At 71.7% G+C, this 25,930-nt stretch carries 23 protein-coding genes; 5 read left to right on the top strand and 18 right to left on the bottom strand.

Annotated elements, in window-relative coordinates; translation table 11 throughout:
- Window positions 1-10 precede the first annotated feature (10 nt).
- Window positions 11-1,000: an aldo/keto reductase gene (locus ACWGJB_RS21530; RefSeq protein WP_453381739.1), complete on the bottom strand. Its 990-nt coding sequence runs from the start codon at window positions 998-1,000 to the stop codon at window positions 11-13.
- Window positions 1,001-1,362: 362 nt separating this feature from the next.
- Between ACWGJB_RS21530 and ACWGJB_RS21525 the strand changes: the two genes are divergently transcribed.
- Window positions 1,363-2,295 (top strand): LysR family transcriptional regulator, encoded by a 933-nt coding sequence (locus tag ACWGJB_RS21525; protein WP_453381738.1) that lies wholly within the window; start codon window positions 1,363-1,365, stop codon window positions 2,293-2,295.
- Between the two features lie 105 nt (window positions 2,296-2,400).
- On the top strand, window positions 2,401-3,564 hold the full coding sequence (locus ACWGJB_RS21520) for an NAD-dependent formate dehydrogenase (protein WP_453381737.1): 1,164 nt from the start codon (window positions 2,401-2,403) through the stop codon (window positions 3,562-3,564).
- On the opposite strand, the gene ACWGJB_RS21515 is transcribed toward ACWGJB_RS21520, so the two are convergent.
- The 7 genes from ACWGJB_RS21515 to bla all read right to left on the bottom strand — a co-directional run bounded on the left by ACWGJB_RS21515 (window position 3,561) and on the right by bla (window position 10,092).
- The gene (locus tag ACWGJB_RS21515) at window positions 3,561-4,787 is read right to left on the bottom strand and encodes a cytochrome P450 family protein (RefSeq protein ID WP_453381736.1); all 1,227 of its coding nucleotides are present in this window, start codon (window positions 4,785-4,787) and stop codon (window positions 3,561-3,563) included. The genes ACWGJB_RS21520 and ACWGJB_RS21515 overlap by 4 nt on opposite strands.
- Before the next feature lie 69 nt (window positions 4,788-4,856).
- Window positions 4,857-6,065 (bottom strand): cytochrome P450, encoded by a 1,209-nt coding sequence (locus ACWGJB_RS21510; RefSeq protein WP_453381735.1) that lies wholly within the window; start codon window positions 6,063-6,065, stop codon window positions 4,857-4,859.
- Window positions 6,062-6,688 (bottom strand): GTP-binding protein, encoded by a 627-nt coding sequence (locus ACWGJB_RS21505; RefSeq protein WP_453381734.1) that lies wholly within the window; start codon window positions 6,686-6,688, stop codon window positions 6,062-6,064. The genes ACWGJB_RS21510 and ACWGJB_RS21505 overlap by 4 nt, the downstream gene beginning before the upstream one ends.
- Window positions 6,669-7,016: a DUF742 domain-containing protein gene (locus tag ACWGJB_RS21500; RefSeq protein ID WP_453381733.1), complete on the bottom strand. Its 348-nt coding sequence runs from the start codon at window positions 7,014-7,016 to the stop codon at window positions 6,669-6,671. Before ACWGJB_RS21500 ends, ACWGJB_RS21505 begins: the two co-directional genes overlap by 20 nt.
- On the bottom strand, window positions 7,013-7,420 hold the full coding sequence (locus ACWGJB_RS21495; RefSeq protein ID WP_453381732.1) for a roadblock/LC7 domain-containing protein: 408 nt from the start codon (window positions 7,418-7,420) through the stop codon (window positions 7,013-7,015). The genes ACWGJB_RS21500 and ACWGJB_RS21495 overlap by 4 nt, the downstream gene beginning before the upstream one ends.
- Window positions 7,417-9,036 (bottom strand): ATP-binding protein, encoded by a 1,620-nt coding sequence (locus ACWGJB_RS21490; protein ID WP_453381731.1) that lies wholly within the window; start codon window positions 9,034-9,036, stop codon window positions 7,417-7,419. The genes ACWGJB_RS21495 and ACWGJB_RS21490 overlap by 4 nt, the downstream gene beginning before the upstream one ends.
- A gap of 180 nt (window positions 9,037-9,216) precedes the next feature.
- A complete protein-coding gene (gene bla / locus ACWGJB_RS21485; RefSeq protein WP_453381730.1) occupies window positions 9,217-10,092 on the bottom strand; it encodes a class A beta-lactamase in 876 nt (291 codons plus the stop codon).
- Window positions 10,093-10,324: 232 nt separating this feature from the next.
- On the opposite strand from bla, the gene ACWGJB_RS21480 reads away from it, so the two are divergent.
- Both ACWGJB_RS21480 and ACWGJB_RS21475 read left to right on the top strand, forming a co-directional pair.
- Window positions 10,325-11,143 carry a hypothetical protein gene (locus tag ACWGJB_RS21480; RefSeq protein ID WP_453381729.1) on the top strand — a complete coding sequence of 273 codons (819 nt, stop codon included), beginning with the start codon at window positions 10,325-10,327 and terminating at the stop codon, window positions 11,141-11,143.
- A gap of 191 nt (window positions 11,144-11,334) precedes the next feature.
- Complete coding sequence (locus ACWGJB_RS21475; RefSeq protein WP_453381728.1) at window positions 11,335-14,709, top strand: pyruvate carboxylase; 3,375 nt, start codon at window positions 11,335-11,337, stop codon at window positions 14,707-14,709.
- A 59-nt stretch (window positions 14,710-14,768) separates the two neighbouring features.
- Here the strand turns inward: ACWGJB_RS21475 and ACWGJB_RS21470 are convergent, their stop codons facing one another.
- The 6 genes from ACWGJB_RS21470 to ACWGJB_RS21445 all read right to left on the bottom strand — a co-directional run bounded on the left by ACWGJB_RS21470 (window position 14,769) and on the right by ACWGJB_RS21445 (window position 20,271).
- Entirely contained in the window at window positions 14,769-15,746 is a 978-nt protein-coding gene (locus ACWGJB_RS21470) for an SMP-30/gluconolactonase/LRE family protein (protein WP_453381727.1), read from the bottom strand.
- Between the two features lie 154 nt (window positions 15,747-15,900).
- Entirely contained in the window at window positions 15,901-16,353 is a 453-nt protein-coding gene (locus ACWGJB_RS21465; RefSeq protein ID WP_453381726.1) for a hypothetical protein, read from the bottom strand.
- Between the two features lie 42 nt (window positions 16,354-16,395).
- Window positions 16,396-17,196 carry a DUF4389 domain-containing protein gene (locus tag ACWGJB_RS21460; RefSeq protein WP_453381725.1) on the bottom strand — a complete coding sequence of 267 codons (801 nt, stop codon included), beginning with the start codon at window positions 17,194-17,196 and terminating at the stop codon, window positions 16,396-16,398.
- 88 nt (window positions 17,197-17,284) lie between these two features.
- Window positions 17,285-18,061 (bottom strand): polysaccharide lyase family 7 protein, encoded by a 777-nt coding sequence (locus tag ACWGJB_RS21455; protein ID WP_453381724.1) that lies wholly within the window; start codon window positions 18,059-18,061, stop codon window positions 17,285-17,287.
- Window positions 18,062-18,190: 129 nt separating this feature from the next.
- Window positions 18,191-19,417 carry a carbohydrate-binding protein gene (locus ACWGJB_RS21450; protein ID WP_453381723.1) on the bottom strand — a complete coding sequence of 409 codons (1,227 nt, stop codon included), beginning with the start codon at window positions 19,415-19,417 and terminating at the stop codon, window positions 18,191-18,193.
- 116 nt (window positions 19,418-19,533) lie between these two features.
- Window positions 19,534-20,271, bottom strand: coding sequence for a YqjF family protein (locus ACWGJB_RS21445; protein WP_453381952.1), 738 nt, complete (start codon window positions 20,269-20,271; stop codon window positions 19,534-19,536).
- Window positions 20,272-20,427: 156 nt separating this feature from the next.
- On the opposite strand from ACWGJB_RS21445, the gene ACWGJB_RS21440 reads away from it, so the two are divergent.
- Window positions 20,428-21,204: a GntR family transcriptional regulator gene (locus tag ACWGJB_RS21440; protein ID WP_453381722.1), complete on the top strand. Its 777-nt coding sequence runs from the start codon at window positions 20,428-20,430 to the stop codon at window positions 21,202-21,204.
- An 18-nt stretch (window positions 21,205-21,222) separates the two neighbouring features.
- Here ACWGJB_RS21440 and ACWGJB_RS21435 read toward each other — a convergent pair whose 3' ends face one another.
- From ACWGJB_RS21435 to ACWGJB_RS21420, 4 genes are read right to left on the bottom strand one after another with little or no spacing between them, the layout of a single operon-like run.
- Window positions 21,223-22,746, bottom strand: a complete 1,524-nt coding sequence (locus ACWGJB_RS21435) for a sugar ABC transporter ATP-binding protein (protein WP_453381721.1) — start codon at window positions 22,744-22,746, stop codon at window positions 21,223-21,225.
- The gene (locus ACWGJB_RS21430; protein WP_453381720.1) at window positions 22,743-23,762 is read right to left on the bottom strand and encodes an ABC transporter permease; all 1,020 of its coding nucleotides are present in this window, start codon (window positions 23,760-23,762) and stop codon (window positions 22,743-22,745) included. The genes ACWGJB_RS21435 and ACWGJB_RS21430 overlap by 4 nt, the downstream gene beginning before the upstream one ends.
- Window positions 23,759-24,823: an ABC transporter permease gene (locus ACWGJB_RS21425; RefSeq protein ID WP_453381719.1), complete on the bottom strand. Its 1,065-nt coding sequence runs from the start codon at window positions 24,821-24,823 to the stop codon at window positions 23,759-23,761. Before ACWGJB_RS21425 ends, ACWGJB_RS21430 begins: the two co-directional genes overlap by 4 nt.
- Complete coding sequence (locus ACWGJB_RS21420; RefSeq protein WP_453381718.1) at window positions 24,820-25,908, bottom strand: mandelate racemase/muconate lactonizing enzyme family protein; 1,089 nt, start codon at window positions 25,906-25,908, stop codon at window positions 24,820-24,822. Before ACWGJB_RS21420 ends, ACWGJB_RS21425 begins: the two co-directional genes overlap by 4 nt.
- Window positions 25,909-25,930: the final 22 nt, after the last annotated feature.

Raw genomic sequence — 25,930 nt, 5'->3', positions numbered from 1 at the left:
GAGCGGAAACCTAGAGGTTCACGCTGTTCATCCCGGCCTCGTCGTAGCGCTCACCCGCGGCCTTGGGTACCTCGGTGTCGATGCGGGCCAGGTCCTCCTTGGTCAGTTCGACGTCGACGGCGCCGGCGTTCTGCTCCAGGTAGGTACGGCGCTTGGTGCCCGGGATCGGGACGATGTGCTCGCCCTGGGCCAGCACCCAGGCGAGGGCCAGCTGGGCCGGGGTCACGCCCTTCTCGGCGGCGATCTCCTTCACCTTGTCGGCGAGCCGCAGGTTCGCCTCCAGGTTGTCGCCGGTGAAGCGGGGGCCGGTACGGCGCCAGTCGTTCGCGTCGAGGTCGTCGGGGGAGGAGAACCGGCCGGCCAGGAAGCCACGGCCCAGCGGCGAGTAGGGGACGAACCCGATGCCCAGCTCCCGGCAGACCGGGATCACCTCGTCCTCCGGGTCGCGCGTCCACAGCGAGTACTCGGTCTGCACCGCCGCGATCGGGTGTACCGCGTGGGCCCGCCGGATCGTCTCGGCGCTCGCCTCGCTCAGTCCGATGTGCCGCACCTTGCCCTCGGCGACCAGCTCGGCCATGGCGCCGACGGTCTCCTCGATCGGCACGTTCGGGTCGACGCGGTGCTGGTAGTAGAGGTCGATGTAGTCGGTGCCGAGACGCTGGAGCGAGCCGTGCACCGAGCTGCGCACGTGCTCGGCCGAGCCGTCCTGCGGACCGATGCTGCTCATGTCGCCGGGGACGGCGTCGTCCATCCGGTAGTTGAACTTCGTGGCGATCACGTACTCGTCCCGGTGCCCCCGGATCGCCTCGCCGACCAGCGTCTCGTTGGTGAGCGGCCCGTAGAGCTGCGCGGTGTCGAGGAAGGTGATCCCGAGTTCCAGCGCACGGTGGATGGTCTGCGCGCCCTCGTCCTGGTCGGCGGTGCCGTAGAAGGCGGACATTCCCATGCAGCCGAGGCCGATGCTGCTCACCTGAAGGTCTCGCAGACTGCGCTTTCGCATGTCACTCCCAGCCTTTCGTTCCTGCTCGGGTCGGGCTCCGGTTCCGGACGGCCCGCGTGCCCCGTTCCATTCAGCTGCGGAATCCGCGCATCGGCATCCCGGCGCCCAGGGCATGGTCCGGTGGAGCGCTTCGGACGCTACGGCTTCGAGCGCACTCGATGTCAAACGGCCGCGCCGGGCCCGCGTTCCCGGTGCGTACCCCCGTCCGGTGCACGTGGACCCCGTGCACGTGTACCGAATCCACATGGACCCGGTGCACGTAGATCCGGTGCACGTGGACCCGATGCACGTGGACCCGGTACACGTGGACCCGGACACGGCGACCGCCGTCGATCCGCCGCCGAGCCCTCCCGGGAGGCCGCATGCTGCTGCGCCGGCTCGAATACCTGGTCGCTCTCGCCCGGGAACGGCACTTCGCCCGCGCGGCCGCCGCCTGCCACGTCTCCCAGCCCTCCCTGTCCGCCGCGATACGCAGACTGGAGCACGAGCTCGGTGTGCCGATCGTGCGCCGGGGCCGCCGCTACGAGGGACTGACCCCCGAGGGCGAGGTGGTACTGGCGTGGGCGCACCGCATCCTCGCCGAGCGGGACGCACTGCGCCAGGAGCTGTCGGCCCTGCGGGACGGCCTGACGGGCACCCTGCGCCTGGGGATCGTCCCCACCGCGGTCCCCGTGGCCGCGCTGCTCACCGGCCCGTTCTGCGACCGGCATCCACAGGCCCGGGTGGCCATGGAGTCCCTGTCGTCCCTCGACATCCGGCGCGGTCTGGCGGAGTTCGAGCTGGACGCGGCCATGACGTACCTGGACGACGACGAACTGCGCCAGGTCCGCCGCTTCCCGCTCTACGAGGAGCGCTACGTCCTGCTCACCCCGGTCGGCGGCCCCCTCGGCGACACGGCCACCGCCACCTGGTCCCAGGCCGCCGCCCTCCCGCTGTGCCTGCTCGGACCGCGGATGCGCAACCGGCGGATCATCGACGACTGCTTCGCCGCCGACGGTGCCGCGCCGGTCCCGGCGGTCGAGTCCGACAGCGTGGCCGGCCTCTACGCCCACCTCCCCGGCGGCCGCTGGTCCAGCGTGATCTCGCACGCCTGGCTGCACATGTTCGGCGTCCCGGCGGGCATGCGCGTGGTCCCCCTGGAGGGCCCGGCCCACGGTCCCCGGGTGGGCCTCGTGGTCGCCCGCAGCGAACCCCAGTCCGTGCTCGCCGAGGCCCTGGTGAAGGTCGCCCGCCAGGCGCGGCTGCGGGACGCGCTCGACACCCTGCTGACCGCCCACCTGGACGGCCCCGACTGATAGCCGCGGGCTATGAGCACATAACAAAGTTCGCTTTGACCTGCGCAGTTGCCCCCGAGGATCGTGAAGGGAAGCCATCCGCAACGGAGTTGAGGAGCCGCCACCATGGCCAAGGTGCTCTGCGTCCTGTACGACGACCCGACCGACGGATACCCGAAGAGCTACGCCCGCGACGACGTCCCCGTCATCGACCACTACCCGGGCGGCCAGACCACCCCCACCCCCGAGGCGATCGACTTCACCCCCGGCCGTCTCCTCGGCAGCGTCTCCGGCGAACTCGGCCTGCGCTCCTTCCTGGAGAAGGCCGGCCACACCCTCGTCGTCACCTCCGACAAGGACGGGGCGGGCTCCGTCTTCGACCGTGAGCTGGCCGACGCGGACGTGGTGATCTCGCAGCCGTTCTGGCCGGCCTACCTCACCCCGGAGCGGATCGCCGCCGCCCGGAACCTCAAGTTGGCGATCACCGCCGGCATCGGCTCCGACCACGTCGACCTCGACGCCGCGATCGCCCACGGAGTGACGGTCACCGAGGTGACGTACTCCAACAGCATCAGCGTCGCCGAGCACGTGGTGATGATGATCCTCGGGCTCGTGCGCAACTACCTGCCCGCGCACCAGGTGGTGCTCGACGGCGGCTGGAACATCGCCGACTGCGTGAGCCGTTCGTACGACCTGGAGGGCATGCACGTCGGGACCGTCGCCGCCGGCCGGATCGGTCTCGCGGTGCTGCGCCGCCTCGCGCCTTTCGACGTGAAGCTGCACTACACCGACCGCGCCCGGCTGCCCGAGTCCGTCGAGCGCGAGCTGAACCTGACCTTCCACGAGAGCGCCGCCGCCATGGCCCCGCACTGCGACGTCGTCACCATCAACGCGCCCCTGCACCCGGAGACCGAGGGTCTGTTCGGCGACGAGCTGCTGGGCACCATGAAGCGCGGCGCGTATCTCATCAACACCGCGCGGGCCAGGATCGCCGACCGGGACGCGGTCGACCGGGCACTGCGCAGCGGGCAGCTGGCCGGGTACGCGGGCGACGTCTGGTTCCCGCAGCCCGCGCCCGCCGACCACCCGTGGCGCACCATGCCGCACCACGGGATGACCCCGCACATCTCCGGCTCCAGCCTCTCGGCGCAGGCCCGCTACGCGGCCGGCACCCGGGAGATCCTGGAGTCCTGGCTCGCCGGCCGGCCGATCCGCGACGAGTACCTGATCGTCGACGGCGGCGGGCTGGCCGGCACGGGAGCCAAGTCGTACTCCGTCAAGACCGGTTAGGGGTCGAGCCGGACGGGCAGCTCGAAGAGGTCGTTCTGGGTGACCACCGGCTTGTTGCGCAGCTCGGACGCCGGTACCGCGAGGTCCAGGCCGGGGAAGCGTTCGTACAGGGCGGGCAGCGCGACGCCCGCCTCCAGCCGGGACAGCGCCGCGCCGGGGCAGACGTGCGGGCCGTGGCCGAAGGAGATGTGCCGGTTCTTCAACTCCCGGGTGACGTCGAACTCCCCGGCACTCGCCCCGTGCGCGTCCTCGTCGCGGCCTATCGCGGCGTACGACACGATCAGCGCGTCGCCCGCCGGCAGCACCTTGTCGCCGACCGGCACGTCCTCGGTGGCGAAGCGGATCAGCACGTGCGAGGTCGGGGTGGACCAGCGCAGGGTCTCCTCGACCACCGCCGACCAGTCCACCTCGCCGGAGAGCACCCTGGCCCGCTGGTCGGCGTGGGTGGAGAGGTTGACCACGGCGTTGACGATCAGGGAGATCGTCGTCTCGTGTCCGGCCGCCACCATCAGCTGGAGGGTGGAGACGATCTCCTCGTCGGTGAGGTGGTCGCCGTCCTCGGAGGCCAGGATCAGCGCGCTGGTGAGATCGTCGCCGGGCTCGGCCCGCTTGGCGGCGACCGTCGCCGCCATGATCCCGGCCAGCTCGGTGAGGGTGGCGATGACCTCCGCGGGCGGGGTCTGGGTCGAGAAGAACTTCTCGAACAGCACCTTCAGACGGGGCAGTTCGGCCTCGTCGATGCCCATCAGGTCGGCGACCACGAACATGGGCAGCGGATAGGCGAAGGCCGCCTTGAGGTCCAGGGTCTCCTGGTCAGCCGGGAGAGCGTCCAGCAGGTCCTGGGTGAGCTTCTCGATCCGTTCCCGCATCTGCTCCACCCGGCGCGGGGTGAGCGCCTGCGCGACCAGCGCGCGCATCCGGCGGTGGTCGGCGCCGTCCACGGTCAGCATGGAACGGCCGGGGTTGGCGAGGCCGATCAGCGGCCAGTCCGGCGGGATCTCCCCGCGCTGCCAGGCCCCCCACACGTTGATGTCCTTGACCAGACGCGGGTCGGTGAGCAGTGCCTTGGCCTCGGCATGACGGGTGACCGCCCAGACGGGTACCCCGCCGGGCAGTTCCACGGCGGCGAGCGGACCGGCGGCACGCAGCCGCGCGCTCTCGCCGTCCAGGTCGGTGACGAAGGGGTCGAGGGCGATCCGGGCTTGTTCGGTACCGGTCGTCATCGTGACGTGCCTCCCAGGGCAGGGTCGGAGTACTGCGCCAATCGGTGCTGTGCCTGACCGTCGGTCGGATTACAGGGCGGGTACGGGCGTGAACCGGACGGGAAGCTCGGTCAGCCCCCGCAGCCAGGGCGAGGGCCGGCGGGCGAGGGAGTCGGCGGGCACCGCCAGATCGATGTCCGGCAGCCGGTCGAGGACCACCTCGATACCGGTCCGGGCGATCACCTCGGCGACCTCCTGCGCCGGGAACGGGCAGCGGTGCTCGCCGTGCCCGAAGGAGAAGTGCGCGCTGTTGCCGCCGGTCAGCGCGGAGGCGTCGGTGCGCACCTGCGGATCGGAGTTGGCGCCCTGGAGGCCGAGGATCAGCAGGTCACCGGCGCGGATCCGGCGGCCGCCCAGCTGGGTGTCACGGGAGGCCCAGCGGCCCGCTATGTTCTGGCTGGGAGTGTCCTCCCAGAGCACCTCGTTCATCGCCTCGGCGACACTGTTGCGGCCGCCGAACAAGGAGGCCGCGAACCGGTCGTCGGTGAGCATCAGGCGCAGCGAGTTGCCGATCCAGTCGGCGGTCGGCTGGTGTCCGGCCGCCATCATGACCATCAGGTCCTGGGAGATCTCCTCGTCGGTGAACCCGCTCTTGTCCTGGAGCATGCGCGACACCACGTCGTCGGCCGGGTCCGCCTTCCGGTCGGCCAGCAACTGCGCCATGGACGTGGCCAGATGCATCTGCCCGGCGATCGCCCGCTCGCGCCCGTCGATCATGTCGTTGAGCGCGGTGACCAGGCCGGGGCCCTCCTCGTCGGAGAAGCCGTACAGCCGTGCCAGCACCCGCACCGGCAGCAGCATCGCGTACTGGCCGACCAGGTCCGCCTCGCCGCTGGTGCACAGTCCGTCGATCAGCTCGTCCGCGAACCGCTCGGCGTGGCCCCGCAGTTCGAAGGGGTCGACGGCCTCCAGCGCGTCGCTGATCATCCCGGCGCGCTCGCGGTGCCGCTCGCCGACCGTGTAGAGGATCGACGGCTGCTTGCGGCCGATCATCGGCAGCAGCGGCCAGTCGTCGGGGATCACGTCCCACTGGTTCCACAGGTCGGAGTCCCGGCTGAACAGCACCGGGTCCCCGGTCACCTGGTGCAGCTCGCGGTAGCCGACGACCAGCCAGGCGGGCACGTCCCCGTCGAGCACGACGGGGGTGACGGCGCCGTGGTCGCGCCGCATCTCGCGGTACAGACGCGCCGGTTCGGTCTGGAACCGGGGGCCGCCGAGCGGCACGGCTTCGGGAATCACACGAACTCCTGTCGGGGCAGGTCCGCCGGTGCCGAGGGGCCGGCGTACCGGTTCTTGACGTGCTGGACCAGCTGGATGAGCACCTGTTTGCCGGACTCCCGGGAGCGGGCGTCACAGGTGACCAGCGGGATGTGCGGGTCCAGGTCGAGCGCGTGCCGGACGTCCTCGGGCGTGTGCACGGGGCCGCCGAAGTCGTTGCAGGCCACGATGAACGGGGTGCCGTGCTTCTCCAGCCGGTCGATGGCGTACCAGGAGTCGTCGATCCGCCGGGTGTCGACGAGCACCACAGCGCCGAGGGTGCCGGAGAACAGCCGGTCCCACAGGAACCAGAACCGCTCCTGGCCCGGCGCCCCGAACAGGTACAGCACGTTGCGGGCGTCCAGCGTGATCCGGCCGAAGTCGAAGGCGACGGTGGTGGCGGACTTGCCGCGCACCTCGCGGATGTCGTCGACCTCCTCGCCGGCCTGGGTCATCGTCTCCTCGGTGTTGAGGGGACGTATCTCGCTGACGGAACGGACCAGGGTGGTCTTGCCGACGCCGAAGCCGCCCACGACCACGATCTTGAAACCGTTGTCGGCGGAGGCACCCAACGGGGTGCGCGCGTCAGAGGTTGCGGAGTCCAACGAGCACCTGCTCCAGGATGTCGGGGTCGGTGATGGCCGGCCGGTACGGATGGCGGGCGCTGACCCGGCCGGCCGCCTGCAGGTCGCACAGCAGGACCTTGGTGATGCTCACCGGCAGCTTCAGCTCCGCGGCGATCTCCACCACCGAGGTCGGGAACTCGGCCAGCCGCAGGATCGCCGCGTGCTCCGACTGCATGCCCGGGGTCGGCTCCGACTCGGCGACGACCAGCGTGACCAGGTCGAAGGGGCTGTCCGCTCCGGTGCTGCTGCGGCCGCCGGTGATGGTGTACAGGCGGTCGGGTGCGTCGTCCCTGCCGGGCCGGCTCATGACGTACGGGGTGGCGCGGTCAGGTGTTCGCCGAGCTGCTCGACCAGTTCGCTCATGTTGTGCCCGACCAGCCCCGGGTCCGCGTCCTCGCTGGTCACCACGGCCAGATGGGCGCCGTCGCCGGCTTCCACGATGAACAGCACGCCCCCGTAGAACTCGGTCATCGCCGACCGCACGCCGCCGCTGCCGTCGCCGAACTCGACGGACGCCCCGTGCGACAGCGACTGGATGCCGGCGGCGATCGCCGCGAGCTGGTCGGCCTGGTCGACGGAGAGCTCCGGAGTACGGCAGAGCTTCAGCCCGTCGCGGGAGAGCACCAGGGCGTGCCGCGCGCCGGGGGTGCGCTCCAGGAGGCCCTCGATGAGCCAGGTGAGCTTGTCGTCGGCGGTGGTCCTGCCGGTCATGAAGTGGTGTCGCCTTCCGGGTGCGCGTGCGGGTGGGACGTGGGCTCGGGGCCGGACTCCGGGTGGGGCGCGGGGACCGGGTCGTGCGCCGGGGTGGGGGTGTACGGGGCTGTGGCGGCGTCGGCCGCGCCCTGGGCCTCGGCCGAGCCGGGCGCGCCGAGGGCGTCGGCGTGGTCGGATGCGCCCGGGGCCTCGGCGGAGTCGGCCGCGCCGGGGCGGACGGCCTGCCGGAAGCTGTTGAAGCGGGCGGCGCGGACCCGGGCGTCCTCGGCGGCGGGCACCGGGCGCGGCTCGGCCGACTGGGGCGCCGAGCGGCGCTCGGCCTCGGCGAGGGTCCGGCCGCGGCGCCGTCTGGGCAGCCCGGTGGGGCCTTCCTCGTCCTCGTCGGGCTCCGCGGACTCGTGCACGGGTACCGGGTCCGACGGGGCCGGCACGGGTTCGGCCGCCTCCGGCTGCCTGGGCAGCGCGGGTGCGTCGGCGACCGGGCGGCTCAGCAGGTCCTGCGGGACCAGCATCAGCACCCCGGTGCCGCCGCGCGCCGATGGCCGGAACGACACCTTCAGACCGTGCTTGCCGGCCAGCCTGCCGACCACCGCGAGCCCGAGCCGGGTACCGGTGAGACCGCCCAGCTCGGTGGTGTCACCGGCGACCGCCCGCTCGGCGCGGCGCAGCTGCACATCGCCCATCACCAGCCCGCTGTCCTCCACGGACACGATGACCCCGGCCGGCACCTCCTCCACATAGACGTGGACTTCGGCCGTCGGGGGCGAGAAGTTCGCCGCGTTGTCGAGGAGTTCGGCGAGCGCGTGCATGACACCCTCGGCCGCGTGCCCGGTGACGGCCGTCTCGCTCACCGAGTGCACCCGCACCCGGCGGTATCCGCTGATGCGTCCCATCGCGCCGCGCAGGATGGACTCCATGCTGATCGGACGCGCCCAGCGGCGGCCGGAGCGTGCCCCGGTCAGGACGGCGATGGAGTCGGCGATCCGGCCCGCCTGGGCGGTGCGGTGGTCGAGGTGCAGCAGGTCGGCGAGCACCGCCTCGTCGGTGTGCCGCTCCTCCATGGCCCGCAGGTCGGCGAGGGTGGCGGTGGCCAGTGCCTGCATCCGGCCGGCCGCGTTGCCGGCCGCGGCGATCGCCGCGGCCCGCTCCCGGGAGGCCTGCTCCAGGTCGGCGGCGAGCCGGCCGTTCTCCTGCCGGTACCAGTCCAGCTCCTGGCTGCTGCCCTCGTGGATCCGCACCCGCTCCTGCTCGAAGGAGTCCGCGAACTCGCTCCGCTGCTGGGCCAGTTCGTCGATCAGCCGCTGCTGCTCCTGGCGCGCCTCCTCGGTCGTGCGGGCCTGTTGCTGAAGCAGCCGACCGATGTCCTGGCTCACCGTCTCCAGCCGGCGCCGGGCGCGCCGGGCGGCCCGCGCCGCGTGGACGGCCCAGGTCACCGCCGCGCACAGCACCAGCGCGGCCGCACTGGCCCCCAGGGCGAGGGGGGTGCGGACCGAAGGCGGCGCGGCGGTCACCGCGGCGACGACCACGAGGGCCGACACCACCGCGGTCGGCGCGAGGGTGAGAACGAGCGTACGGAGGGCAGGTCGATCGCCGGTATGCGTGGGCGCGGTCATCGGTCCGGTCTGGTCCTCGGAGCGGGTAGGGATGTGGTTCCGGTGAAGGAGATGTGACGCTCGGTACTGAACTGGCCGTCACTATACGAGAGTTCGTGATCGAAACAGAACAGTTCCGGTCCCCTTGCGGGAAACCGCTGTCCGCGACGCCGACTTGCGGTGTTCCGACTGTGAGCGATTCTACGAATCGCCTCGCATGAGCACATCAGCCACCACGGCGGCCGCCTCCTTCACCAGCGCCGAGTCGGCCTGGGCGGCGGGGTCGGTGTGGGTGGACAGGACCGCGACGACGACCGGGGCACGGCCCGGGGGCCAGGCGATCGCGACGTCGTTGGCGGTGCCGTAGGCGCCCGTTCCGGTTTTGTCGCCGACGGTCCAGTCCGCGGGGAGCCCCGCGCGGATCCGCTCCCCGCCGGTGGTGTTGGCGAGCAGCCAGCCGGTGAGCCGCCGCCGGTCCGCACCGTCCAGGGCGTTCCCGACGGCCAGCCGCGCATAGCTGGTGCCGATGGCCAGGGGAGTGGTGGTGTCGGTGACCCGGCCGGGCTCCGCCGAGTTCAGCTCCGGCTCCCACCGGTCGAGCCGGGTCACCCGGTCCCCGATCGAACGGCACAGCCGCGTCACCGCCATCGGGCCGCCCAGTTGCTCCAGCAACAGGTTGGCCGCGGTGTTGTCGCTGTACGAGATGGCCGCTGCGCACAGCTCCGCGACCGTCATTCCGGCGGCGAGGTTCTCCGGCTTGCCCGTGATGGGCGCCCCGCCCGACTTCTCGACATCGCTCCGGTCGTAGTGGACGACCTCGCCGAGCACCTCTTCGTCCAGGTCCCGCAGCACCGCGGAGACCGCGAGCGTCTTGAACGTCGAACACATCGGGAAGAGTTCACCGCAACGGTGCCGGACCCGGGCTCCCGAACCGGTGTCCCGGGCGAACACCCCCAGCCGGGCCCCGTGCGCGCGCTCCAGCGCCCGGAATCTGCCCGTGGTGTCCGGGGCGGTGCGGGCGGGCAGTGCGGTTCCCAGGGCCGCGGTCAGCACAACACGGCGCGACGGCTGCTGCATTACCACTCCTTTGCCGAGGTTTCGATGAGGGGGACGTGATCACGCCCCCGGGGGTTCCGTCGTGGACGGGTGACAATCCCGACGCCGATATCCGACCGGTAGTAGCTCCCGCATCGTCGCAAATGATCCAAACGTCTCTACGATGACGCGTGGAACGGCCGGGGAGCGGAGAGGCTCTTCAGGGGCGCAGGGCCGACGGCCGGGGGCCGGTGTCGAGGGGACGATGCCTTTCATGACGGGGAACGGAAGCCGGAGGACGGCGGCCGCACGTGCGGTCCGGTTCGTAGGGCGGACCCTGCGCGACGAATGGCGCTCCATAGTCGTGGTGCCGGTGCGGCAGCTCGTACGGCGTGGTCTCTCCGGGATCGTGCTGGCGTTCGTGGCCGCGTTCGGCGTCATCTTCTTCCACGGCATCGCCCAGCACCCCTTCGGCAGGAGGCTGGTGTGGCACCTCGGCGGTGTCACCGCCGACCTCCCCCTGTGGCTGTCCCTGCTGCGCACCCCGGTCTCGCTCTACGTCCCCGCGCTCGACCTCCCGGTCTGGGCCGGCATCACCCAGCTCTTCCTCGCCTTCGCCCTCGCCGAACTCGCCCTGGGCCGCGCCCGGACCCTCGCCGTCGCGTACCTCACCACCCTGGCCGGCACCATGACCGCCCGGGTGATGGTCGCGCTGGGCCCCGGCTGGTGGGGCTTCGGCCTGCCGCCCCAAGCCGGCCGGATCCTCGACACGGGGCCGTCCGCCGCCGTGGTGGGCCTGTTCACCTATCTGGCCGTGGTCCGCCGGGCGCCCGTCGTCTTCGCGCTGACCGGCGGTTCGATGGTGTGGGAATCTGTCGCCGTACCGAACCTCGCCGGCCGCGAGCACCTGATCGCGGTGGCCACGGCGATCGTCCTCGGCCTGCTGCACGGCCGCAGGCTGCCGATCTCCACCCGGCTAGTCGAACGCCCCGCCGAACGCCTCGGCACCCCGCCGACCCCACCCCGGTCCGACCCGCCGGTACCCCGGCCCGACCCACCGCAGCGCCCCGTACCGTCGCTCCGGATCCCCTGAGACTCCCCAACCCTGCCGTGTTCCCCGAAACCCCATAAGTCACGCGGCCGACCCGCCGAACTGCTCAACGACGTCAATGTGATGGTTTTCGCACTTCAGCCGGTCCGGGCAACCCCTAATGTTGCGCGGGCTACGGCAGGGCGCGGCTGACACCATGGTGTTTGTCGCCGGCAGGCTGAAGGGATCCAGGGATGTTCCGCAAGGTGCTGGTCGCCAACCGTGGAGAGATCGCCATCCGCGCTTTCCGCGCGGGCTATGAACTGGGCGCGCGCACGGTCGCCGTGTTCCCCCACGAGGACCGCAACTCGCTGCACAGGCTGAAGGCCGACGAGGCCTACGAGATCGGGGAACCAGGACATCCGGTACGGGCCTACCTCTCCGTCGAGGAGATCGTGGCCGCCGCCCGGCGGGCCGGGGCCGACGCCGTCTACCCGGGGTACGGCTTCCTCTCCGAGAATCCGGAGCTCGCCCGCGCCTGCGAGGAGGCGGGCATCACGTTCGTCGGGCCGAGCGCCCAGACGCTGGAGCTGACCGGTAACAAGGCCCGCGCGGTCGCCGCCGCCCGCGCCGCCGGGGTACCGGTGCTCGGCTCCTCGCAGCCCTCCAACGACATCGACGAACTGGTCCGCGCCGCCGACGAGATCGGCTTCCCGGTGTTCGTGAAGGCCGTCGCCGGTGGCGGCGGCCGCGGCATGCGCCGGGTCGAGGACCCGGCCACGCTGCGCGAGTCCATCGAACAGGCCTCCCGGGAGGCGGCCTCCGCGTTCGGCGACCCGACCGTCTTCCTGGAGAAGGCGGTCGTCGACCCGCGCCACATCGAGGTCCAGATCCTCGCCGACGGCGAGGGCAACGTCATTCACCTCTTCGAGCGGGACTGCTCGCTGCAGCGCCGCCACCAGAAGGTCATCGAGCTGGCCCCCGCGCCCAACCTCGATCCCGAACTGCGCGACCGCATCTGCGCGGACGCGGTCCGCTTCGCCCGCGAGATCGGCTACCGCAACGCCGGCACCGTCGAGTTCCTCCTCGACCCGCACGGCAACCACGTCTTCATCGAGATGAACCCCCGCATCCAGGTCGAGCACACGGTCACCGAGGAGGTCACCGACGTCGACCTGGTCCAGGCTCAGATGCGCATCGCCTCCGGCGAGACCCTGGCCGACCTCGGGCTGTCGCAGGACACGGTGAAGCTGCACGGCGCCGCCCTCCAGTGCCGTATCACCACCGAGGACCCCGCCAACGGCTTCCGCCCCGACACCGGCCGGATCAGCGCCTACCGCTCCCCGGGCGGCTCCGGTATCCGCCTCGACGGCGGTACCACCCACGCCGGTACGGAGATCAGCGCCCACTTCGACTCGATGCTGGTGAAACTCACCTGCCGGGGACGGGACTTCAAGGCCGCCATCGGCCGCGCCCGGCGTGCCGTCGCCGAGTTCCGCATCCGCGGCGTGTCCACCAACATCCCCTTCCTGCAGGCCGTCCTGGACGACCCGGACTTCCAGGCCGGGCGGATCACCACCTCGTTCATCGAGCAGCGCCCGCACCTGCTCACCGCCCGCTCCTCCGCCGACCGCGGCACCAAGCTGCTCACCTACCTGGCCGACGTCACCGTCAACAAGCCGCACGGCGAGCGCCCCCACCTGATCGAGTCGACCACCAAGCTGCCCCCGCTGCCGGCCGGAGAGCCGCCCGCGGGCTCGCGGCAGCGCCTGGTCGAGCTCGGCCCGGAGGGCTTCGCCCGCCGGCTGCGCGAGTCGCCGACCATCGGCATCACCGACACCACCTTCCGCGACGCCCACCAGTCCCTGCTCGCCACCCGCGTGCGCACCAGGGACCTGCTCGCCGTCGCCCCGGTCGTCGCCCGCACCCTGCCCGAACTGCTCTCCCTGGAGTGCTGGGGCGGCGCCACCTACGACGTCGCGCTCCGCTTCCTCGCCGAGGACCCCTGGGAGCGGCTGGCCGCCCTGCGCGAGGCCGTCCCCAACATCTGCCTCCAGATGCTGCTGCGCGGCCGCAACACCGTCGGCTACACGCCGTACCCGACCGAGGTGACCGACGCCTTCGTGCACGAGGCCGCCGCCACCGGCATCGACATCTTCCGCATCTTCGACGCCCTCAACGACGTCGGCCAGATGCGCCCCGCCATCGAGGCGGTACGGGAGACGGGCACCGCGGTCGCCGAGGTCGCCCTCTGCTACACCGCCGACCTCTCCAACCCGGACGAGCGGCTCTACACCCTGGACTACTACCTGCGGCTCGCCGAGCAGATCGTCGAGGCCGGCGCGCACATCATCGCCGTCAAGGACATGGCGGGCCTGCTGCGCGCCCCCGCCGCCGCGAAGCTGGTCTCGGCGCTCCGCCAGGAGTTCGACCTCCCCGTCCACCTGCACACCCACGACACGGCGGGCGGCCAGCTGGCCACCTACCTGGCCGCGATCCAGGCGGGCGCGGACGCGGTGGACGGCGCGGTGGCCTCCATGGCCGGTACGACCTCGCAGCCCTCGCTGTCGGCGATCGTGGCCGCGACCGACTACTCGGAGCGTCCCACGGGGCTCGACCTGCGGGCGATCGAGGACCTGGAGCCGTACTGGGAGAGCGTCCGCAAGGTCTACGCGCCCTTCGAGGCGGGCCTCGCCTCCCCGACCGGCCGCGTCTACCACCACGAGATCCCCGGCGGCCAGCTCTCCAACCTGCGTACCCAGGCCGTCGCGCTCGGCCTCGGCGACCGCTTCGAGGACATCGAGGCGATGTACGAGGCCGCCGACCGTATCCTCGGCCGGCTGGTGAAGGTCACCCCGTCCTCGAAGGTGGTCGGCGACCTGGCCCTGCACCTGGTCGGCGCGGGGGTGCAGCCGGAGGACTTCGAGGCGACCCCCGACAGGTTCGACATCCCCGACTCGGTCATCGGCTTCCTGCGCGGCGAGCTGGGCACCCCGCCCGGTGGCTGGCCCGAGCCGTTCCGCACCAAGGCGCTCCAGGGCCGCGGCGCCGCCAAGCCGGCACCGGAGCTGGGCACCGAGGACCGCGAGGGCCTCGCCAAGGACCCTCGCGCGACGCTGAACCGGCTGCTGTTCCCGGCCCCGACCCGGGAGTTCGAGACGCACCGCCAGACCTACGGCGACACCAGCGTCCTCGACAGCAAGGACTTCTTCTACGGCCTGCGCCCGGGCAAGGAGTACGCGGTCGACCTGGAGCCCGGTGTCCGGCTGCTCATCGAGCTCCAGGCGATCGGCGAGGCCGACGAGCGCGGTCTGCGCACGGTGATGTCCAGCCTCAACGGCCAGCTGCGGCCCATCCAGATCCGCGACCGGGCGGCCGCCTCGGACATCCCGGCCACCGAGAAGGCCGACCGCGCCGACCCCGGCCATGTCGCGGCCCCGTTCGCCGGAGTCGTCACCCTCGCCGTGCAGGAGGGCGCGGAGGTCGAGGCGGGCGCCACGGTGGCCACCATCGAGGCCATGAAGATGGAGGCCACCATCACCGCCCCGAAGGCCGGCCGGATCTCCCGGCTCGCCATCAACCGCATCCAGCAGGTCGAGGGCGGCGACCTGCTGGTCGAGATCGCCTGAGTCGGAGTCGGCGTCAGGGCGAGGGGAGGGCCGGCCGGTGCCGGGCCTCCCCTCCTCGGCTAGGAGCGGGCGAAGTGGGCGCCCAGATGCGCCTTCAGCAGGTTCGGGTCGCGCTGGGTGGAGTAGGCGCCGCCCGCCACGAACACGTCGCGGCCGTTCACGGCCAGCGAGGTCGGGTTGGACAGGCCGTCCTGCACGGTGAGGACGGTGCTGCGGGTGCCGTCCGGGCGGACCATGACGACCTCGTTGGACGGGTTCAGCGCGGCGAGCACGACGTCCGAGTGCCCGGGGAAGACGAAGTCGTCGACGCCGGTCAGGCCGGTCGCCCGGGTCTCGGTCGCCCCGGCCGAGCCGTCGGTGCCGACCGGGATGCGCAGCAGTGTCCCGCGGTCGCTGTTGGTCACCCAGACCGCGTCCTGGTGCACCTTGATCCCGTTGGCGCCGAAGCCGCTGGCCGGCGCGGGGAGTCCGCGCAGATCGGTGCCCGTGGCCCAGGCCTTTGGCGTGCCGCCGGTCTGCGGGATGCGCCACACCGTGCCCAGCGCCGAGTCGGCGGCGTAGAGCACGCCGTGCCGCTCGTCGAGGGCCAGACCGTTGGGCAGGCTCTCCGACGGCAGCTGGGCGATCCGCTCGGGTGTGCCGCCGCCCGCCGGGACGCGCCAGACGCCGGTCCTGTCGGTGCCGGTGGCGTAGTTGACGTACAGCGTGCCGTCGTGGGCGCGGGCCAGGCCGAGGGTGACGGCGCCGTCCATCAGGGAGGTGCGGGGGTGTTCCTCGGCGGGCAGGGTGGCCAGCACCCGCACCCGGCGTTCCCGGGTGACCTTGGCGACCTGCCGGGCGAACGCGAAGGTCACGTCGACCGAGCCGCCTCGCTCGGTGACGACGTTCTCGGGCGTCTGCCCGGCGGCCAGATCGAAGTGCGCGATGACGTGCGGACTGGAGAGGACCGGCTCGTCGCCCGCGGCGGGAGCCGCCGCGAGCAGGCCGATCGCGGCCGCGGCGGGGGCGACGGCGGCCGGGCGGAGAAATCGGGGCATGTGACCTCTTTCGACGGGAGCGCGAAGCTCCGGCGTACCGGTCACACCAACATGACGGCTCGGCGGTCCCGGCCCGGGTCAGCCCCGGCCGGGACGTCGCCCGCCCGGCGCACGGCGTGGCCCCGCTTGCCGTGCAGCCGGGTGACGGTCCCGCTCAGTTCCACAGCGGGTAGTTCATGACCTGCGTGTATCCCTCCGGCTTGGCGCCGGCGTAGTTCAGGCTCATCCGCGTGAACTGCTGCACGTTCGGATGCTTCGTCCAGGCCGTCGGCCGGTCGAGCCGTATCGTCACCGCGTACTTGTGGAAGTGGCCGGCCGCGCAGTACGGCTTGCAGTCGTTGACCGCGTTCACGCCCTGGCCGACCGCCGTGTTGTCGTTCCACTGGGTCCAACGCATGCCGGTCAGCAGGCTGTTGCCGTCACCGCAGGCCAGCAGGAAGTCGGTCGGCCGGAACCGCTGGTGCCAGAGGCAGTCGACGAGCACCGGGTGCTGGACCGCCCGCGACGCGGCCGGTGTCGGCGGAGTCGCGGAAGCCGTCGTCATGCCCGCCGTGAGCAGCAGGGCCGCCCCGAGTCCGATCGCCGTTCCCACCACTGGTCTGCGCATGGTCGCTCCCACCAGTTCCGCCGTATTGCCTTCCCTTCGACGCTACGACCGTCCCGCCGGATGTACCACTTGCGCCGGGTTCGCGAGCCCGTTGTCGTCGTGGTCGGCGGTGGGGCGGGAGAAGACCTGGGTGAGCAGGCCGAGAACCAGGAAGACCCAGACGAGGACCTTCGCGGTGGTGTCCAGGAGCAGCGGCCGGGTCGCGGAGCGGGCCTCCTGCGCCGTGGCGGCCGGCTGGTCGCCGAACAGCCCCTTGGGGTAGACGGGCGTCAGCAGGCCGGCGTACGCGCCGAACCGCATCCGGTAGCGGGCGACCGCCGCCGTCGCCGCGAAGACCGGCCCGGGCAGCCGCCCCAGCACGATCCCGATGATCCAGAAGATCCAGCCGATCGCGAACCAGCCGGCCGCCGCGAAATTGGCGATGATCCCCGCCGGGATCATCAGGATCAGCCGGAACAGCACCGCGAGCCGGTTCAGGGTGGTGGGCCGCAGCTCGATCTGCACCGGGTACTCCGGTGCGGTCAGGGCGAACGGCGGATAGCGGTCCACCAGGAGCATGGAGCTGGCCGCGACTCGGGTCTCGTACGCCAGGTACTTGCCCAGGAAGCCGGCGATCCCGTCGGGCAGCCGGCCCAGGACGAGCGCCGCGAACCAGCCGGCCACCGTCACGAAGAACGCGGCGATGCCCAGCAGGCAGACGGCGATGAACTGCGGGATCAGCAGCAGCCAGCGCAGCAGCACCGTCCAGCGGCGCTGCGGCCCGGGTGCCGGGATGTCCAGCGCGGGCCGCCACTCGGCGTCGTCCGCCGTGACGGGAGGACGTGGTCCCCAGCTCTGCGTCATGAGTCCTCCCGTCGTCCGGCCCGCGGCGCGGATGGCATGTCCATCGTGCTGCGGAGTCACCGCCTCGGCCAGAGGGGTGCGGCCGAACTCAGCCGTGACTGACGGTCAGGCCGTAGAACGCGACCCGGGCGCCGTTGGTCGTGCTGTCGGAGGAGGACTGGTTGTACGAGCCCGCCTTGAAGTACTGCTTGTACGGGTTGAAGGAGGACGGAATGGCGTAGTGGGTCGTGGTGCCGTTGACGGTCAGGTCGATGGTGTTCCCGCCGGAGACGGCGATGGTGTAGGTCCAGGTCTTGCCGATCGACACGTGGCCCACGTTGTGCGTGGTCTGGCCGCCGGACGGGGAGTTCTCGGTGCCGAGGACGATGTCGCCGTTGGAGTGGTAGTACAGCTCCAGCAGGGGCTTGGTGGAGGAGCCGCCGGTGCCGAGGTGGATCTGGCCCACGCACACGTTCTGGGTCACCGAGACCACCCGCAGCGTCGCGCTCATCCTGTGGCTGCCGCTCAGCGACCAGTTGGCGGCGCTGCCGTCGCGGTTCATCTCGCGCAGCTCGGAGCGGGCGTAGTTGGAGTTCGGCGTGGTGACGCCCTTCTCGGGCGCCCAGAAGGTCATCGCGCCGTCGCGGGTGTCGGTGTAGAAGTACGCGTCCTGGTAGCCGTTGGCCCCCTGCAGCCTGGACGAGGGGATGGTGGTCGGCGAGCCGGGGGAGCCGACCGGCTCCTGGAGCTGCCAGATGGACAGGTCGAAGTTGCCGCCGGGCGCCTTGCTCGGGTCGGCGGCGCCCGCGCTGCCGCCGGTGAGCAGGACGAGGGCGAGGGCGAGGCCCGCGGCGGCCGGAGCCGCGAGCAGCCGGGAACGGTTCACGTGGGGGGCCCTTTCGGAGGAGGGGTGCGTCCGGAACTCAGCAGGCGTTCATGTCTGTGAACGCCGGACGCATCCATAACCGTCGATGACCCGTGAAGCTAAAGGTCCGAACCAATCCCGTCAAGAGGTTCAGCAGGCGCCCTCGTCCTGCCAGGGGCCCCAATCCGAGGCGCTGGGCACCTCGTTCTGGGTCCACCACTTGGCCTTCCAGTTGTGGCTGTTGTACGAGACCTCGTTGCCGGCCGTGTACACCGCCGTCGAACTCCACGCGGTCTTGCAGGAGGTGGACGGCGGGGTCGGGGTCGGGGTCGGCGTGGGGGTGGGGGTGGGCGTGCCGGTCGGCGGGGTGACCCCGGCGAACCTCACCGAGTACTTGGCGAAGTCCCAGTCGCTCTGCGCCACGCTGGAGCAGGTCCCGGACGTGGTGCCGTTGTTGTCGGCCGGAGTGCACTGCCGGTCGCGGTTCAGGGACCAGAACGTGAAGCGGTCCATGTTGTGGCTCGTGGCGTAGTCGAGCACCGTCTGGAAGTCCGCCTGGCTGAAGTACTCGCCGCTGTCGCTGCGGCCGTTCATCCCGGAGAAGCCCTCGTGGGCGTAGGCGGTCGCCTGGTCCCAGCCGAAGGTGGACTGCAGGATCGCGTTGAAGTTGGTGAGCGCGCTGGTCTGCGCCGCCGCCCCGCTGAAGCCGCCGTCGAACGGCATGATGGAGAAGTTGTTCGGCGTGAATCCCTGGGACTTCGCTTCCAGCAGCATCTGCTTGCCGAACCAGCCGGTCCCGTCCGCCGTGCCGGCCGTGGTGACCGAGACGTACAGCCCGGGGTTGTTCTGCTGGAGGATCTTCGCGGCGCCGATCTCGTTCTTGATCGCCGCGGTGTTCTCGTACTCCGGCTCCTCGAGGTCGAAGTCGATCGCGTGCAGTCCGTACTTGGTGATGACCTGCTGGTAGGCCGCCGCGGTGGAGGCGGCGTCCGCGCAGGTCTGGCCCAGCTTGGTGCCGCCGTAGCCGCCGATCGAGACGGAGACGTCGCCGCCCTTGGCGCGGATGGTGTTGATGACCGACTGGACGGCGGTGTCCGAGGAGACCGCCGCCGTGCCGCCCCAGGTGGGGGAGCAGCCGCCGCCGTTGGGTGCCAGGACGAACGCCAGCTGGAAGGCCTTGAGCCCGGTGGCGTCCATGATGGTGGCCGCGTTCGGCGGGTTGTTGTCCAGCGGCATCAGGTAGGGGGCGGCCGCGTACCACCGGTTGCTCAGCGCGGTGGTCGCACCCGAGGCGTTGCTCGCGACGAGCGCGGTCGTGCCGGCGGCGGCGAGGGTGACGGCGGCCGCCGCACCCAGACATGCGCGAAGGGGTCTCACTGGTGCCTCCAGGGGGCGGGGGAGGTGGGGTGTGCCCCAGCTTCCGGAGGTGTCGCGATCACGTCAATAGATTGGACTGGACCAGAGTGCACTTTGGACTAGACCATACGAGTTCTTTACCTGGTGTGCCGGGACAGCGTCGGCCGCCCGAACCGCACCTTCACGCCCGGGGACCAGAGCACGCTGACCGGCGGGCCGGCAGGTGCGGGCAGGCCCGCCGCCGCAACCAACTCGTCGTCCAGATCGAGGAGTTCGGCCCGGTGCAGCGGCCAGGGTGCGTGCTCGGCCGACTGGTGCATGGTGCGCCCGTGCCAGGTGGCGTGCAGCCCCCAGCGCGCGGTCAGGAAGTGCTCCAGCGGCGACGGCTCGGCGATCGGCGGCCCGATCCGTACGACCGCCCGGCTGCCGGTGGCCGGGCGGCCCCGTCGCCGGCAGGTGTAGGTGATCGTCTCGCCCTCGCGGCGCAGCCGCATCGAGGACCAGAGGTACGGCAGACGGAACCCGAGCCGGCCCCCCAGTGCGGGGAGCAGCCGGGCCGCGTCCAGGGACCTGAACACCACCCCGCGCCGACCCTGCTCGTCCACCGAGTACAGCCGTACGTTCGTCTCGCAGAAGGTCCCCAGATACGGCAGCCCGGGTCCCGGGCCCAGACCGACACCCCGCATCAGGAAGGGGACCAGGCCGACGTAGCTGACCCCGTCCAGCGTGTCCGGCCGGGTGCCGGCGGGCAGCAGCCCCGCCACCCGCTCCGGCTCCACCGGCCAGTGCAGGAAGGTGAGTTCGTGCCAGCCCTGCACCTGGGTCGGCCGTCGCACGGGCCGTGGGGTGGAGGTGGTGATCGGCTCGGGTTCCATGGACAGGGTCTTAGCACGCCAGTGCGAGGCGACGGTGCGGAGGGTGGCGGACCGGATGCCGCGGCTGCCGTGCGTGATCAGGACTTTCGCGCCTCCCACCCCGCCCACCTGGGTAAACTGTGGACGACACAGAGGCCTTGAGGACGAGGAGCCGGGATGCCGTCGCACAGCTCTTCCTCGGCCGGGGTCCCGGCCGAGGGCGAGGAGCACGACGGGCCGCCTCCCGTCCGGCAGGCGCTGTCGGACAGTGTGTACGAGAGCATCAAGGCGATGGTCATGGACCACGAGATCGCCCCCGGCGCCCGCGTCGGCATCGACGCGCTCTCCCGCACCCTCAAGGTCTCGCCCACCCCGGTCCGCGAGGCCCTGGCCCGGCTGGAGTCCGACGGACTGGTGGTCAAGCGCGCCCTGTCCGGATACCGGGCCACGGAGCTGCTGACCCGTCAGGGCCTCGCGGAACTCTTCGAGATGCGGCTGCTGTTGGAGCCCCGGGCCGCCGCCCTGGCCGCCGTCAACGCCACCGAGGACCAACTCGACGACCTCGAACGGATCGTCGAGGAGATGCAGGCCCAGCCCAGTCCGAACGGCCGGTACGCGTCCTACCGCGACTTCGCCGGGCTCGACCAGCGCTTCCACGAGGCGATCGGACAGGCCGCGCACCGCCCGCTCCTCGTGGACGCGGTGGAACGCCTCCACGCCCACCTGCACATCTTCCGGCTCAGCAAGGTGGTCGGCGCCGGCGGCCCGACCGTCGCCGAGCACGAGCGGATCGTCCGGGCCGTACTGCGCCGCAACCCCGAGCGGGCGGCCGAGGCGATGACCGACCACCTCACCCGCAGCATGGAACGCCAGCTCGGCGAGGGCGAGCGCGAGGGCGAGCGCGAGGGCCAGGGCGCCGGCGAGGACGACCGCGAGCCGCCGGCTACTCCCTGACCCGGGTCGCCCCGCGTTTCACGAGCCCACCGGATCCTGAGCGTGGATCTGGCGGATGATCCGGCCGCTCATCCGCTCGTAGCCACGGTCGTTGTCGAGCTCGCCGCGGACGCGATGGTCCGTCATGACCACGATCCGGTCGGCGAGGGTGACCATCTCCGCGAGGTCGCTGCTGATCAGCAGGATGGGCAGGCCGTCGCCGGCCAGCTCCCAGATCAGCTCGTGGAAGGCACGCTTGGTGCGGACGTCCACCCCGACCGTCGGCTCGTCCACGATCAGCAGCCGGGTGTCGGCGGCCAGCCACTTGGCGAGACTGACCTTCTGCTGGTTGCCGCCGGAGAGTTCGCCGGCGTTCTGCGAGAGGCCGGTGATCCGGATGCCGAGCCGGCCGACGAGGTCCTGGGCGACCGCGCGCTCCTCGGCCGCCGGGACGAACCCGAACGCCCTGGCCAGCCTCCGCCACACCGTCACCGTGATGTTGCGGACGATCGGCTGCTCCAGGAAGACGCCTTCCTCCTTGCGGTTCTCGGTCACGTACCCGATGCCGAATTCGTGCAGCGCCTGGCGCGGCGAGGCGATCCGGGCCGGCCTGCCGTGCACCCGCACCTCCCCGCCGGTGACGCGGTCCAGGCCGAGCACCGCCTTGACCAGTTCGCTCCGCCCGGCGCCGACCAGCCCGTACAGACCGACGATCTCCCCGGGCCGCACCGCCAGGCTGATGTCCCGGTGCCCGCCGGCCGTGGCGACCGCGTCCAGCTCCAGGACCGGCGCGGCGGACCGGTCGACCGTGCGCGGGCGCATCTGAGCCGCCGCGTGGGCGCGGCCCACCATGAGGCTCACGATGTCGTCGTGGGTGTGCTCGGCCAGCGGCGCGGACTCCAGAACCGACCTCCCGTCCCGCAGCACGGTGACGGTGTCGCAGACCGCGAACACCTCTTCCAGCTTGTGACTGACGAACACCACACAGGCGCCGCGTTCGGCCAGCCGCCGGACCACCTCGAACAGGCGCTCCGTCTCCTCGGGGGACAGCGAGGCGGTGGGCTCGTCCAGGAGCAGCACCCGGCTCTCGGTGTACAGGGCCTTGGCGATCTCCACCAACTGCTGCTGCGCGACGGACAGTTCACGCACCGGCCGGTCCGGGTCGAGGTCGACGCCCAGCTCGGTCAGGCAGGTGACGGCCGGTTCGGTCATGGCCGCGTAGTCCACCAGTCCGCGGCGCGCGGGCGGCTTCTGCAGGGTGATGTTCTCGGCCACCGAGAAGCCCGGGATCAGGTTGCGTTCCTGGTGGACGACGCCGATGCCGGTGCGGGTCGCCTCCAACGGCGAGCGGAGCTGCACCTGTTCGCCGCACCAGGCGAGGGTGCCGCCGTCGGGGGCGTGCACCCCGGTCAGGACCTTGATGAGGGTGGACTTGCCGGCGCCGTTCTCCCCGAGGAGCGCGTGCACACTGCCGGCGGTGAGCCGCAGCCCCACGCCGTCCAGCGCGCGGACCCCGGGGAAGACCTTGACCAGGTCGCGGCATTCGAGGAGGACCGGATTCACCGCGCACCTCCCGGCTGCGGGGACGGGGTGGTCTTCGCCAGTCGGGTCTGGTGCAGGTGGCCGCCGGCGACCGTGCCGAGCACGACCAGCCCGATCAGGAGGTTCACCCAGCTCGGGTCCAGCGAGAACTGGGCGCGTGCCGCGTCGATGAGCCGGGTCACGAAGGCCGCCAGCACCGTCCCGAACACGGCGATGGAGCCGCCGGTCAGCGCGACACCGCCGATGATCGGCGCCGCGAAGCTAGGCAGCAGCCAGTCACCGCCGACGCTGCGGTTGACGCCGGGCAGCGAGGCGGTCGCCGTCACGGCGGCCACCCCGACCAGCAGTCCGGACAGCGTGTGCGCGACCACGATCTGCCGGTCGGTGGAGATTCCGGACAGCCGGGCGGCCAGTGGATTGCCGCCGGCGGCCAGCAGTCGCCGTCCCGCGACCGTGCGGTACACGAACCCGCCCAGCAGGACCGCCGCGACGATCGCCGTGACGAAGACGAGCGGGACGTTCAGCGGCGCCGCCGTGCCGAGGTCGCGCAGGGCCGGTGAGTAGCCGTCGACGGTACGGGTGCCGGTGAGCCGGTACTGGGCGCCGAGCAGGATCGTCATGGTGGCGAGCGTGACGATGAAGCCGTTGATCTGCGTGGTCACGATGACGATGCCGGTCACCAGGCCGACGGCGGTCGCCGTCAGCAGGCCCACCGGCACGGCGACCATGGCCGGCACCCCGTGATCGGCCATGAGCACCCCCGTCAGACAGGCGGTGAAACCGCCCAGGGCGCCGACGGCGAGATTGAGCTGGCCCACGCACAGCGCCACCATCTGCGCCAGACCGATCAGGATGGGCGTGGCCAGGTACTGCAGGAAGACCCGTACCGAGGGGCCCTCGAAGAAGGAGCCCGACGACGCCACCTCCAGCGCCACCGAGCCGGCCACTACCACCAGCAGCAGCATGGCCGTCGTCGTACGGGAGAACCGGTGCAGCACCGCGGCCGCACGGCTCTGCTGATCGCGGATCGTGCTCATGTGGAGCGCACCACCTTGCGATAGGACACCACGGTGCGGATCCGGTCGGCCGACAGGGCAAGCAGCAGGATGCAGCCGAGGTAGATGTTCAGGCTTTCCAGGCCGACGCCGAGCAGGTCGAGCCCCTTGCGGATCACACCGACCAGCGCGGTGCCGAGCAGCGTGCCCAGGACGGAGACCACCCCGCCGGTGAGCAGGGTGCCGCCGAGCACCGCGCCCAGGAAGGACGGCAGCATGAAGTCGTCGCCGATGGAGGCGCGGAACGTGCCCGTCCCGGCGGCGGCCATGAAACCGGCGAGCGCCGCGAGCATCCCGGAGAGGGTGTGGGCCAGCAGGACCCGGCGTCCGGTGGGGATCCCGGACAGCTCCGCGGCGGCCGGGTTCGCCCCGGTGAGCAGCAGTTCCCTGCCGATGCGCGTACAGCCGTACAGAAAACCGAGGCCGAGCATGGCGTACACGGTGAACTGGGCCAGCTGCGGGATGGCCGGTGAGCCGCAGATCGGTCCGACGCAGATGTCGGCGAGGGAGTAGGACCGCAGCGCGTCGATGCCGGCCGGGCGGTTGGTGAAGGCGGCGTCCTCGGTGAGGGCCGAGTACAGCAGGGAGACCAGGCCCAGCAGGGCGAAGTCAATCGCCAGCGTGACGACGAAGGAGCTCACCCCGGTGCGGGCGATCAGCCAGCCGGTGACCGCGCCGATCGCCGCACCGGCGGCCAGGCACAGCAGCAGCCCGGCCTGCATCGGGAGATGGAGCCGGTCGTAGCCGAGGCCCGCGAACATGGCCCCGAACGCCGCCATCCGCCCCACCGCGAGATTCATGTGTCCCACGGACAGGGCGACCATCTGGGCGAGCGCCACCACGGTCAGCGTGGCGACGTCCCGCAGCAGCGGGAAGAGCACCAGGCGCTGGTCGAGGAAGGCCGGCCGTAGCACGCCGAACAGGACGCCGAGCGCGATGACCAGGACGAGCAGGCCGAGCCGCTGGTTGACCCAGAACGGCATGCGGTGACCGGCTGTCCTCTCCTCCGGGACGGTGTCCGGTGGGCTGACGGACGTCGTCATGCCACCCTCCGGTCGTCGAGGGCGTCCCGGTCCCAGTCGATGCCGATGCCCGGCACGTCCGGGGCCACCGCCATGCCTTCGCGGATGGTCAGCTCGGTCCGGGTCACGGCCCGCAGCTGCGGGATGTACTCCACGTACCGGCCGTTGGGCACCGCGGCGGCCAGGCTGACGTGCAGCTCCATCAGGAAGTGCGGGCAGACCATCACGTTGTGGCTCTCCGCCAGGTGCGCGACCTTCAGCCACGGGGTGATGCCGCCGATCCGGGCGGCGTCCACCTGGACGACGGAGGCGGCACCGGCCTCCAGGTAACTCCGGAACTGCGCCAGCGAGTACATGGACTCGCCGACGGCCACGGGTATCCCGGTGGCCCGGGCGAGCCGGGCGTGCCCGCTGATGTCGTCCGCCGGGAGCGGCTCCTCCAGCCAGTAGGGCGCGTACGGCTCCAGCGCGGCCGCCAGCCGGAGCACCGAGGACGCCGTCTGGGACTGGTTGGCGTCGGTCATGATGTGCAGCGCGGGGCCCACGGCCTCGCGCACGGCGCCCAGCCGCTCCGCGTCCTCGGCGGGATGCGGCCGGCCCACCTTGATCTTGACGCCCGCCCAGCCCGCCTCCTGGGCTCGCAGGGCGCTCTTCACCAACTCCTCGGTACTCAGATGGAGCCAGCCGCCCTCGGTGTCGTAGACCGGGACCTCCTGGCGGTGTCCGCCGGCCAGCCGCCACAGCGGCTCGCCCGCCCGCTTGCAGCGCACGTCCCACAGGGCGGTGTCCACGGCGGCGAGCGCGAGGGAGGTGATGGCTCCGGTGGTGGTCGCCCGGGTCAGCGCGAACAGCCGCTGCCACAGGGCCTCGACATTGCGGGCGTCCTGCCCGACCAGGGCGGGCAGCAGATGGTCGCGCAGCAGGGCCAGTACGGAGCTGCCGCCGGTGCCGATCGTGTAGGCGTAGCCGGTGCCCGTGAGGCCGTCCGCCGTCTCCAGGTCGACCAGGACCGTCTCCTGCTTGACGAAGGACTGCACCGCGTCGGTACGGTCCGTCTCGACGGCGATGTCGGCCAGCCTGGCGGTCGCGGTCGTGATGAGGGTCATCGATGTCCGTTCTCTGTCGGGG

This window comes from Streptomyces sp. NPDC054813 (assembly GCF_053611365.1).
This window is presented reverse-complemented; position numbering and strand designations above follow the sequence as displayed.